General features: G+C 54.0%; 8 protein-coding genes. 2 read left to right on the top strand and 6 right to left on the bottom strand.

Annotation, left to right across the window (positions count from 1 at the left end; all coding sequences use genetic code 11):
- Positions 1–14 precede the first annotated feature (14 nt).
- The 4 genes from ACW6QF_RS07485 to ACW6QF_RS07470 all read right to left on the bottom strand — a co-directional run bounded on the left by ACW6QF_RS07485 (position 15) and on the right by ACW6QF_RS07470 (position 8540).
- Positions 15–1583, bottom strand: coding sequence for an ATP-binding protein (locus tag ACW6QF_RS07485; protein ID WP_456087344.1), 1569 nt, complete (start codon positions 1581–1583; stop codon positions 15–17).
- Positions 1584–1872: 289 nt separating this feature from the next.
- Complete coding sequence (locus tag ACW6QF_RS07480) at positions 1873–6534, bottom strand: hypothetical protein (protein ID WP_456087343.1); 4662 nt, start codon at positions 6532–6534, stop codon at positions 1873–1875.
- 314 nt (positions 6535–6848) lie between these two features.
- Complete coding sequence (locus ACW6QF_RS07475; protein WP_456087342.1) at positions 6849–7622, bottom strand: DUF6261 family protein; 774 nt, start codon at positions 7620–7622, stop codon at positions 6849–6851.
- Between the two features lie 354 nt (positions 7623–7976).
- Positions 7977–8540 (bottom strand): helix-turn-helix transcriptional regulator, encoded by a 564-nt coding sequence (locus ACW6QF_RS07470; protein WP_456087341.1) that lies wholly within the window; start codon positions 8538–8540, stop codon positions 7977–7979.
- Between the two features lie 148 nt (positions 8541–8688).
- Between ACW6QF_RS07470 and ACW6QF_RS07465 the strand changes: the two genes are divergently transcribed.
- Complete coding sequence (locus ACW6QF_RS07465; protein WP_456087340.1) at positions 8689–10788, top strand: hypothetical protein; 2100 nt, start codon at positions 8689–8691, stop codon at positions 10786–10788.
- Between the two features lie 12 nt (positions 10789–10800).
- On the opposite strand, the gene ACW6QF_RS07460 is transcribed toward ACW6QF_RS07465, so the two are convergent.
- Positions 10801–11433 (bottom strand): DUF3256 family protein, encoded by a 633-nt coding sequence (locus ACW6QF_RS07460; RefSeq protein WP_456087339.1) that lies wholly within the window; start codon positions 11431–11433, stop codon positions 10801–10803.
- Positions 11434–11515: 82 nt separating this feature from the next.
- Between ACW6QF_RS07460 and ACW6QF_RS07455 the strand changes: the two genes are divergently transcribed.
- Positions 11516–11737 carry a transcriptional regulator gene (locus ACW6QF_RS07455; protein WP_456087338.1) on the top strand — a complete coding sequence of 74 codons (222 nt, stop codon included), beginning with the start codon at positions 11516–11518 and terminating at the stop codon, positions 11735–11737.
- Here the strand turns inward: ACW6QF_RS07455 and ACW6QF_RS07450 are convergent.
- Entirely contained in the window at positions 11702–12598 is an 897-nt protein-coding gene (locus ACW6QF_RS07450) for an EamA family transporter (protein ID WP_456087337.1), read from the bottom strand. The two genes, ACW6QF_RS07455 and ACW6QF_RS07450, sit on opposite strands and share 36 nt — an antisense overlap.
- Positions 12599–12622: the final 24 nt, after the last annotated feature.

The following is a 12622-nucleotide window of genomic DNA, read 5'->3' as shown; positions in this document are numbered from 1 at the left end:
GGCAAACGGATCGGTCAACAGAAAACCGCTTTCCATTCGCCGATGTTGCGTTCTTCTTTGTCGAAGGAGGCGCCGACTTTGACCGGTTGCCTGCCGTCGACGGCGTAAGGGATCAGGTAGCCTTTGTCGTCGATCTGGCGGAGGGCCTCGTCTACCGAACCGTTCAGCTTGAACTCGAATACGTAGATGTAATCCGTTGTCTTTACCACGGCATCGGCACGCCCGCGGGCGCTCCGCACTTCGGCATCGACATATTGTCCCAGCAGCTTAAAGACAATATAGAAGACCACCTGATAATGACGTTCCGTCTTGTTGTTCAACTCGTAAGGCATACCGGCGAAGAAGGCGCGAAGGCGTTCCATAAAACCGTCGACATCCCCCTTACGCAACTCATCCCAGAACTTCCCTATATAAAAAGGGGCATTCACTTCCGACATCGACGTGTAATAAGGGGTAATGAAATTCAACCATCCGTATTCCACTTCCGCATTCGGATAGCCGAGCACATAGAAGTCCTTCAGGGGGTCGTACTCCTTTATCGTCAGGTAGCCGCTCTGGTAAATGACCGGCACCGGGTTATGGAAATCCATCCGGTAATCGGTAAGGGCGGCGGCAGGCACTTCTATGCCATCCAGTTCCCGAAGGTCGTAGTCCGTCTTTTTCAGCATATCGACCAACATGGTGGGCGTGCCGGTCGCAAACCAATAGCTGCTGAAACGACGCTGGATCAATGCATTCAGCACGCTGAACGGATTAAAGACCCCTTCCGTCTGGAACTCCGAGAAATGATAACCGTCGTAACGTTTCGCCAGTTCGTTTACCGCCTGTTCGTAAGTCAGCCTGTTCATGGCGGCAAGCGCAGCCAGTTCGGGTTGGAAATCACGTTCGATCTCGTCCTTCGTCATGCCGCAAACGGTCGCATAGTCGGGATTCATGCTGATATCCATCAACTGGTTCAAGTTGCTGAAGACACCCAACTGCGAGAACTTCGTCACACCGGTGATAAACACAAAACGAAGATAGCGGTCGGCATCTTTCAGCACCGTGTAGAAGCCGGTCAGCATTTCGCGGTAAAGATCGTGCAAACCGTCGTTGAACAAGGAGCGAAGCAGCGGTTTGTCGTATTCGTCGATCAGGACCACCACCTTCTCACCTGTTTTCTCGCAGGCCTGCCGGATGATCTGCATGAAACGGCCTTCGTATCCCAATTCACGGTCAGTCCCGCCATATTGCTTTTCCCATTGGATAAAGTGAGATTCCAATATCTGCTCCAGACTCTCCTTTGTTTCGTAAAACTTGGCATTCAGACTCAGATGGAGCACCGGATACACTTTCCAATCCTTTTCCAACTGCTCGATGGCCAACCCCTTGAAGACCTCTTTACGCCCCAGGAAATAGGCTTCGAGCGTCGAAAGCAGCAGGCTTTTGCCGAAACGGCGCGGGCGGCTCAGGAATATAGGATTGCCGGAAACAGCCATTCGATAGACCAAAGCCGTTTTATCAACATACAAAAAATTCTCTTCACGCAATTTCGTAAAGTCCTGTATCCCCACCGGGAGTTTTCTGATCGGTCTCGTTTCCATATATCCGTTGTTTTAAGTATGCACACAAAGATAAGGATAATGCGGCAATATGCCCCCTAAAACCGTTTCGAATTTACGGGGCGGGGCTGTCCGGAAACTCGGTCATAGCTTACGTTGTGTTATGATTTCAGGAAGGTGTGTCAAAATATAAAATAGAACACAGATGACACAGATTCAACAGATAACCGCAGGTTTTTATTTTATTGATTTACTATAATCAATCTGCGTGAATCCGTCTCATCTGTGTTATCTGTGTTCTAATATACAGATTAATAACACCCCCTGAAACTTACCTTACCGCGACCTTGAACACCCCTTTTTCACCGAGGCGTACCAGATAAAGGCCGGGACGTAGCGGTCGCGTCGTTTCGCCGGCAGGCGCGTCGAAGAGCAGGCAGACACGGCCGCCCATGTCCACGATGCAGACACGCGCCGGGCTGTCGAGCGAAAGATGCAGCCGGCCCTCAGCCGCCCATACCCGTGTGTCGGAGGCAATGGCGGCATTGGCTGTCGGCTGGTCATCGTTGCGGACAATCCCCTCGACCGCGACCGTGATGTCTTCCTCGACAAAGCGAACGACATATTTGCCGTCCGAGGCACGCGGTTCGAGTATTTCTCCCCGGCTGGTCCTGACGACCGGCTTCGAATGCAGCTCGTAGCCCTCCTGCAACACGAGGGCGAACGAGAAGCTGTAGCCCTCCTCGACCGTATAGGCTCCGGCCTTTTTACTGAACGTGACGCCCTCCACGTCGGGAAGGGTGACGGTGTAGTAGTTCGTGACAGGCGGGACATAAGGCGGCGGCGTGTAGGTTTTTATCCAGGCGATGCCGAAGGGGCTGAAGCTGTCGACGTCGAATTCGAGGCCGCGAGCGGTCTTCTTCAACTCTTTTTCGCCCTTGCCTGTGTCGGGTGCATCCCGGTAGACTTCCGTCGTGCCGTCCGTCTTCAAGTGGACGATGACGAAACTGTCGTTACTGTTCGTGCCGGAAGGATAAGGATAGACCACACGGACCGTGTGCCCTTCTGCGGGCTGGATGGGGGTCATGGTGGTCTCACTGCTACCGCTACTGGTGGTAGTCGTGATTTCCACCAGGGCGATTTCGGCAAAGATGATATTGCTTTCACCTATACCGGCGGCAACCTTTTCGAGGGTGTCTTTCACGCTCACCTTATGTTCGGTTTCGAGTGTTCCGGTGATCAGCTTGACTTCGGAATCGGCGCTACTGCTTGCGGTAGTATTGCTTTTATCGATCACGGCAGTCGGCTTTTCGACCGGCGTTTTCGGGAGTTTGTCTACATCAGCGACAACAACCGTCTGGGTGGTGTCGGCAGGCTCGACAGTCTTTGCCTTGAAAGCGGCTGTGATGGTAACGGCCGTAGCATCGGTCGGGACAGTATATTCGGTTGGCGGATTAGTATTGGTATTGTTTTCACCCGGCGTTGGTGATATTGTCACATCCTTCAGCTCGTAGCCCGGCAAGGGGTAGTATTTGAGTGCCAGCTTAACTCCGTTCGGGATGGTGTCCTCCTTTGCCAACAGGCTGTCGCCGGAGAAGACGGAGATCGTGCCGCCTCCCTGTGCCGGTTGGGTGACGGCCACCGGGATAGCGGCTTTCACGCCGGTGAAGGCTGCGACCCCGTTATCGGCAGGCGCCTGGAAATAGACGACCGGTTCGGCAGGGGTGGCCGCTGTCAGGCCTTGCTGGCGGGTACGGACTTCAGTGCCATTATCAGCACCGCCATTCGTCACCGTCCAGAGCCGGTAGGTCTTGCCTGCCGTAACGGTCGTGGCAAAGGTTTTGCCCTGGCGCAGTCGGGCGGCCGGGAATGGGTCGGCGGCATCGGTGGCGGCGAAGGCGATTTGGGCATCGTTCGTGCCGTTTCCATCGTTTTGTTCCGTTGTTGCAGCGAACTGCCATTCCATCCACGCGTTGCCGAGGGTCCCGGTGTTATGGATGGCGGCGTTGGCGCAATGGAAGGTGACGGAGGTCGACGACGGATCGGCCACGGTGAAGGAGCCGGAGTTATCGAGGCCGTAATGCGTATCGGTCGTGCCGGTATTCCCGATGTACAGGCCCTTGCCCGTCAGCGTCACAGAGCCTTTGTTCACGAAGGTAGAGGCGCCGGATGCGCTAAGGGTGGAAGTGACCTCTCCCGTCGTGTTGAGGGTCAGGACGCAATCGGACCCGATGGTCAGGGCGGCAGCGCCGGTCGGTTTGATTTCCACTTTGTCGAACATCAGCGTCGGGTTGCCGGTGGCAGCGGAGATGCGGAGTTTGTTGGTGGACGAAGATACGTCTTCGGCCATCTTGACCGTGCCGTCGAAACGGGTCGAAACTTCACTTTCTCCCTTTTTGTAACTCCATTTGCCATTGGAGCAAGAGAGGGTGATGAGATCTGTGTTGTCGGAAGACAAAGACAGCGGATCAGGGTAAGGCAGATAGGTGGAAGAGGTCAAGTTGTCGGGCTGGCCGGGGATGAAAGAATCTTCCTTGTAAGCGGCCGGCAGTCCGTCGGCATTATAGCCGGTGATGACTTTCAGTCGCGGAAGCTTGCCGTTTTCGGTGGTATCGATGGCGGTGAAGGCTTTGCCCTCGCCTGTCCAACCGGCGATAACGGCAGCGACCTCATCGAGGTAGACGTTGGCCCCGTTGATCGCATCGACGGCGATGCCGGTGGTCGGGGCGGCAGTATTATCTCCTACCGTCAGTTTAATATTGACGCTGGCGTAGTTGCTGGAAAGGGTAACAGTACCATTACCACTCTCATTGTTCTTTCCGACGATACGACCGGCCAGTTTCGTAGAGACGTTTCCGGTAGCTTTAATGCCGCCGGTATTTAAGGCGAGGCAATCCTCTACGGTAACGCTACTAGGGTTCCAAATCCACCCGAGAATACCGCCTGCATAAGCAGCGTCGCTGCTGCTGCCTGAAGATTCCGCGGAAACAGTACCCGTGGCAAAACAAGATTTAATAACCACATATTGAGCACCTCCGACAATACCGCCGGAAGTACTGGCCGAGCTTGCTTTAGCGGTTATATTCCCTGTTGAATAGCAGTGCGATATATGACCTGGATTACTGCTACTACCATTAGTATCACTGTCGCCCACGATACCGCCCGCATAGGCGGAACTTTCACCGGCGTTAACATCAACGTTACCCGTGTTGAAGCAGGAAACAATAGAAGATTTGGCACTTTCCCCTACGATTCCACCACCATAACCAAACGATCCTTGCATCTTGATAGTTCCACTGTTTGAACAAGCGCTAACCACCGAGTTTTCATTTATTACACCGACAATTCCACCGACACTCCCTTTCTTGTCAGACACAGAGAAACTGACCGCGCATCGGTTATGGCAATTGATGATTTTTCCTTTCGCCACAGCCCCCGCAATGCTGCCAAGATAGTAGTTGGCGTCACCAGAGCTATTCGGAATAGTCTTCCAATCAATTGTTTGGGTGTTTTCCTCATCTGCCATCGTCAGATCCTTCACGGTCGCTCCATACAGATAGCCGAAAAGGCCGACATAGTTTACCGAGGCCGAGGAGATCGTCATTCCGGTAATGGTCTTGCCATTCCCGTCGAAGGTGCCTTGAAAGCATTTAGTGTAGTCGGTGCCTGAAAGGTAGCTATAAGTCCCTATCGGCATCCAATTATTCTTGAAATCAGCGGCGACACCCTTAGGCGTAGCCAGCGAGATATCGTTGGCAAGCTTAACCGTGCAGTCCTTAAAGCCTGCATTGGCAGGATAGTAAGCATCACCGGTATTGGTGATATTGGTAGTAGTATTGGCGGTCTTCCCATTATTCGTCACCCAAGCGATCCACGCGAGGCCGCGGGGGGTCTTGACGGTGTAGGTTGCGTCGGAGACGGAGACATCGGTGCCATCCGGGCCGACATGGGCTGTCTGACCGTAGACGGACCAGTCGCCAGGAAATTGCATTCCTTCGATGATGAATAATTTTTTGTCCGTCGCCGTAAAGACGGTTGTTTTATCCTTAATCATGAATATATCATCGTCCAACCAAAGGGTGTAGCCGGTGTCCTTCTGTACGTTGATGGCGAAACTCTTCATTGTGCCATCGGTTTTGAATTGGATAGCCGGACTAAACGAGTTACCGTTGGCATCTTTTATTTCCAGCGTCTTGTTGCTCTCCGGGGCGGTGTCAAACTCCCATCTGAGGAAGGGGGATTTTACATTATTGTCAAGAATTGCTTTTGATTCCGCAGAAACCGTTATTTTCGCATTTTCGGCCGCAGATAAAGAAGCGCTATTCCCTATCGACACAGCATATTCGCCACCCGCTACGATATTTATTTTGCCTTTGAGGATGGCGTCTACTGAATGATTACTGGCGAACAAATATATTCCATTTGACTTCCCTTCCCCAAGGATATTCAATCCGGCAGCCCCACCATCCAGAAGCAGGTCGCACCCTTTGTAGTTGCTGATTACTACTCCTTGGCATTTCAAGGTACTGGCAGAGCTGCCTGTCGCTTGGATATAGAGCGGTCCACCCTCCTCTACCATATAAAGCAATGAGTCGTTGGCATTGTAGGTCAGGTTTAGCTCATCCAGTTTTAGGATCGGGTAGCTGTCAAGCATATTATGATCAGGATCGTTTATCGCTTTCTCGCTTTTGATATCGATCGACCCATGCGACCAGTTTTCATTTGTTCCCTTCAACGTACCGGTAAATTCGGTTTCGTCAGCCTCACCGATCTTGTAATACCAGGCATATTCTTGCGAACCGGATTTCAGCTTATAAGTCAGAGTTAGTTTTCCATTAATGTTACTCACATCGAGATCAGAAAGGCCTCCTTCTGTTTGCGCCCCTCCCCTCGCCGGCCATAAAAAAGCCAGTATCATGATACTGATTATCCGCGCAGCGAGCCGGAGGGGCGCTGCGCGGTGGTTTCTTTTTATAAGTAAAAAGTCGTTCATAAATAGATGTATATTATTAAATGATGATGATTTATCCGTTGTTTTCGGCTTGACCCGAAAGCAACCAAAAGATCAAGGCTTCTCCGTCAGTCATATAGGTGTCAGCATCGGCCATCCCAAAAGAGCCGTCAGGCTCTATCTCCGGCCTAAGCTGGTGAGCGTCAAGCGCAGAGACCGCAGTGAGCGTCCGGAGCGTCTGCTGTTTGAGCGAAGCGAGTTTCAGACGCGACAGCGAACGAAGGGAACGGAGTAGCGAGGCAGCTTAAGCCTTGAACTTTTGGTTACTTTTCTTTCAAGAGAAAAGTAACAACCTCCTACAATTCACCGGGACGCTCCTCTTCGCCCCCGCCCCCGCCGCTGTCAGGCCCGCTGCCGCCGGAGGTGCTGCTGCCGGCGATGGAGGCGTAGAGGGTGACGAGGCCGTTGACGTCGTCGATGAATTTTTCGATCACATCGCTGGTGCTGACAATGGCATAGGCATTGACAATGGTGATGATCTGCCCGTAAAGCTCGTTAGCCGTCCCGACGGCCTGGTCGGAGCTGACATCCGTCTGTGCCAAGCGGGTCGACGCCTCGCCTGCCTTGCTGAGGAAAGCCGTTTCGAAGGCGGTGTTCGCCTTGGCAAGCTCCGCCACTTCGTCTTCCAGGCCCAACGCCTTGACCGCCGCCACATTGGCTTCGAGCGCCAGGACAGCCAACATGCCCTTTACCTCGGCGGTCTGCTTGCTGTATTCGTCACCGCCGATCCCTTTGTAAGGGGCCAGGTCGGCATCCAACCGGATGGCGTAGGCCTGCTTGGCGGCGATCGGGTTCGTCTTGTGGGCACGCACGACGTTGCTGACGACGCCCACCAGGTTGTCGCGTCTCTTGTCTTCCGCTTTCATCTCCGACGTAGCCACGAAGGTGGTCGAGCGGTTGACGATCGAAGCCAGCAGCGCACATGCCTCGGCATAGAGCGCCGCCTGGTCCACGATATAGAGCGCGGAGGGCGTAGCCTTCACGATCAGTTCGTTCACCTTGCTGTGGAAATCGCTTGTCGACCCCACGGTGAGTCGCGAGATGCTGAAAGTCTTAATTTGTTTTACCATATTTCTTATTTTAAAATGTCAATATCAATAAAATCGTATCGTTTTCAGGCGATTTGGCCCTCCGAACAGCTTCGGGAACCCGAATGGCGGGCCGTTCGCCTCTCCGAACAGGTTCGAAACCCCGAACCGCGGGCCGTTCGCCCTTCCGAAGAACTTCGGAACCTCGAACCGCAGGCCGTTCACTTCTCCGAAGAACTTCGGAACCTCGAACCGCAGGCCATTTGCCTCTCCGAAGAACTTCGGAACCTCGAACCGCCCGCCATTTGCCTTCCCGAACAGGTTCGGAGCCTCGAACCGCCTGCCATTCAGTTGTCCAATAGCTGTCGAACAGTATCTTCAGCCCGTCGAGGTTCTTTATTCGATCTGTCGTATCCAATCGTCCATCGTGACGCCCTCCGGCAACGGCAACTTCCGCTTGAAGCGGTAGCGCGTGGTGTGGAGGCTGCCGGGCGAGATGGACATGCGGTCGGCGATTTCCCGGCTGTTCAGGTTCATCTTGATCAGCATGCAGAGCAGTTCTTCGACCGGCGTGATGCCCGGGACCAGTTCGCGCAGGCGGAACAGGAAAGCGGGATAGATGGCGGTGAAGGTGCGGCGGAACGCGTCTCCCTTCTTTCCCGTCTCATCCACCGCCAGGCATCCGGCAAGCAGCTGCTCCTTCTTCACCGGACACTCGCGCGAGTGGCGGTCGAGGAGGTCCTGCAACTTTTCAAGGCGGTCGTCGATCTTGCGCACCAAGAACTGCCAGAACAGATAATCGGTGACCAGGACAAACGCGACACAGAAAAAGGAAGCCACCGCAACGGCCGCCAGCCATCTTCCGCGGTCCTCCGTCGCTGCCCCTTCCATCCCGATGCCTACGAAGGCGAAGAAGACGAAAAGCAAGACCATTGTCGCTATTTGCTTTCTATTCATCATACTGTTCTTTCCGTGCTTTCAAAGTAACGCAATCCATTTCGTACCTCCGCTTTACTTTTATGGGCAATAGTCTGTACAACGGCTGAACAATAGCATTTTTCTATTGGAAACAACGCTTGATAATCATCTATTACTCGCCACGGTCCCCATGCCCTTTCAGAGAAACAAATATAGAGGGGTTCGAGCTGCCGGCAAGGGGAAACCGATAGACGATTCAATAGATTTCGTCCGATTTCCGACCGTTTTTGCAAACGTTCGACTACTTTTGTCGAAAAAAAAGATGATGAAGAAACAAATGCTCGTTTTCGCCCTCGCAGGGGCATTTATCGCCTTCACGGCCTGCCGCCGCACGGCGGAAGATCCCTCGTCGCCGACGGCCGGATGGGAAAACCGGGGGACGGACAAAGCGCTGAAAGCACTGAACCGGGAATGCCGGACGCTCTATGAAGCCGACCGTACGGACTCGGCTTTCACCGTCTACAGCCGGATCTTCCGGAATTTCCCGGCTTCTCCGGCGGGCAACCGGGACAGCCTGCGGGCCGAAACCGGCATCGCGCTGCAATATTTCTACAACTCTTCCTATTACGAAAACAAAGAGGAGGTGTTCAAACAGATCACGGATAGCCTGGCGCACACGCGCCACCCCTACCTGACCGGGCCTTGCCTCCATTACCTGACGGCCTACCGGTGCCTGGCGACCCGCTTTACCGGCGACGGGGATTCGGAAGCCCTGCTGCGCGAAGCCGCCTCGCTGCCGCCTGCCGGCGACGCGACGCAGGAGATGATATTCGCCCACCTCGTCGCCCGTACCTTGCAACGCTACAGCCGGCCCGCCGAACAATACATCCCGATGCAGCAACGGGCCGTCCGGGCTTTCCGGGCAGGCGGACAATTCGAGGACCCGACCGACATCCTCTCGCAGATGGGATATTTCTACAACCGCACCGGCCAGTATGAAAAGGGCGCGGAATGCCTGCAAGAGGGCGTCGACTACCTGCGCAGCCATCCCGGCTACAAAAAGATAGGGGCCATCTACCTCTATGGAGACCTGTCCAACCTCTACGCCCGCCTGGGCATGTCGGACAAGGCGCTCGAAGCAAACGCCTCCGCCATACAGGCCAGCCGCGAACGGAACGGGCTGCTGCTGACCGACCTGTTCCGGATGAGAGGCAACCTGTTTGACGAGTCGGGGCAGACGGATTCCGCCTTGGTCTGCTTCGAAGAGGCATTGCGGGCGGCCGCCGCCATCGCAGACAAGGCAAGGGCGGAGAGCCTGGCGGACGGGATCAGGTCGGACCGGGCCATCTTCATGGTCGACCACTCCGAACGCTTTCCCGGCGCCTTGCCCGAAGCGATCGCGCTACTGCAAAAGAGCTGCGCCGACACGCTCAGGGATACGACAACCGAACAGTTCATGTTAGGGCTGGCATTCGCCAAGAACGGGGACCCCGGCAAAGGAATCCCGATAATGGAAGAGGCGGCACGCGAATTTGCCGCCCAACAGTTCGACGAAAACCTCGACCACGCGTACGGGGAGTTGATGAAGATGTATGCCTCGCAAGGCCTGAACGACAAACTGGCGACGCTGTTCCCGCATTTCATCGCCTTGCGCGACTCTGTCCGCAAGGAAGACAAAATCCGCGCGACCATCGCCGCCAACATCCGGTACGAGACCGGCCGCAAGGAACAGGAAAACCGCGTGCTGACGGCCGAGGTGGCCTTGAAGGAACGTTCGCTGGTCTACATGCACATCATCCTGATACTGGCGGGATGCCTGCTGGCGGGCGCCGTCGCCTATCTTTTCCAACGCCGCCGGATGCACCGCGAAGAGCAGGAGATGCACCGCCGCCAACTGAACGGATTGCTCTCGGCCCAGCAGGAACTGAACCGGCGGAACGAACAACTGAGCTTCGAACTGGAACAGGCGGTGCACAACGAGACCATCGACCACGTGCGCCAAAAGCTCGATCCCACTTTGCTCAGCGGGGAGGACGAGAAGCGTTTCCGGCAATCCTTCGCCGCGCTCTATCCGCGCTACCTACCGGGACTGCGGGCCCGTTGTGCCGAACTGACCAAATCGGACGAGCTCCTTTGCATGCTCATCCACCTGAACCAGAACACGGACGAGATCGCACTGGCACTGGGGATATCGCGTGCCAGCGTCAATTCGGGCAGAAGCCGCATCCGCAAAAAGTTCGGACTCAGGAAAGAGGAATCGCTGGAAGCCTATCTGGAGAATGTGGACTGAGACGGGATCGTTTTACTTGAAATGCGACTTTTCCCAGGTGTAGACCTTCGGTTCGGTCTTCAGGAAAGGTTCCACCTGCCGGCGTTCGGCTTTCGTCAGGTACAGGGGGGTCGTGTATTCGACCGTCAACGTCCGGTTGTCGGGGCTGAGCGAATATTTCCGCAGGTCCATGTCCAGGCGGGCGGCCGCTTCGATGAAGGCGGTACGGTCCTTGTCGGTATCGTCTTTGACAAACCATTCTGCCGGGACCGGAGTGTACAGGTCGGCGGCCTCCAACGGTTTCCAGTCTGTCGTGAAAAACTCGACCCGGCTGTCGGGAACGGGGCCGCATACGGTCGTGACCATACAAACGACATAGGTATCGTTGACGAGCGGAAGGAGTTTCATCTCCACCGTGCTGCGATCCGTCACCTGCAACAACAGGTAATCGTCCGTCAGCTTCTTCAGGGTGGAAAAGCCGTTCATGGTGTTTTTCAGCTTCGCCTCCTTCCCCGATTTATACAAATCTATCAAATCCTTACGCCAGGCGTTTTCGAGTTGGGGCACGTATTGGTCGGGCATGGCGACAAAGACCGCATCCATCTCCTGCGCCTTCATCCCCCACGCAAATGCACAAAGCAGTATAGAAAGAAATAATCGTTTCATATCTTAAATTGAATTTATAGGGAGACAAAGATAAAAATAAAATATCTACCTTTGCCATAAGTAATCGTAAAAGGTAACGTATATGAAAACAGTAGGAGATAAAATATTAATTTCCCCAGACCTTACCCACTTGCCAAATTGGATAGAAGGGACAATTATCGAAGTGGAAAACAACCCATTCGTGGGTGTCGTCATCTCTGCTGAGACCGAAGACGGAAATGTCTTCTTCGGAAAAGAAGACTTGTTCAAACCTCAAAACCGGAGACCTTTAGCGAGTACCGAGATACAGGAATATCATTCCTAATAATACTAAAAACAGGTCGATCGCCTTGCTTTTCAGGTTCTTTTCGTGGAAGAACAAAGCACCGGCGATGAAGGTGACCAGCACGTTGCTGCGACGGACCATCGAGACGATGGAGATCATCGAACCGGGGAAAGTCAGGGCATAAAAGTAAATCCAGTCCGCCACGCAGAGGAAGACGGAGATAAAGATAATGTTCCAGTGCCACACAAAAGGCGTCGTGCTTTTGCGGCGCGGATACCAGAGAAACAGGAGGATCGGCAACATCATCAGGCACTGGTAGACATTGAACCAGACCTGCACCGTCATCACATCCAGACTTCCCATCAGATATTTGTCATACAAGCCGCTCGCCGCTCCGGTGAGGATGGACAAGACGGTAAAGAAGATCCATTTATTATGCGTGAAACGGATGCCCTCTTTTCTGCCGGATGAGGAAAGAAGATAGAAGGAGGCAATGGAAAGGACCACCCCGACCCATTGGTACAGGTTCAGCCGTTCGCCAAAGACAAGCATGGCTCCCACCAGCGTCACGACGGGCTGCGTAGCCTTGATCGGCCCGGTAATGGTCAGCGGCAAATGTTTCAAGGCAAAGTAGCCGAATATCCACGACGACAAGACGATCACGGCTTTTACGAACACGGCCGCATGCGTCTCAAAGGAGACACGCGGCACATACAACATCGTCCCGTCGAGCACATCCGTAAAGAACGAAAGAAAAATGAAAGGGACGAAGATAAGACTGCTTATCAATGTATTGAAAAACAGAACCGGGATAACGGCATTGCCATCCAACGAAATTTTTTTGTTTACTTCATAACAGCCTAACAGGAAGGCTGACATAAAAGCTAATCCAATCCACATGGGAATTAAAAATTAAGAATTAAA

It is taken from the genome of Parabacteroides sp. (genome assembly GCF_977054455.1).
This window is presented reverse-complemented; position numbering and strand designations above follow the sequence as displayed.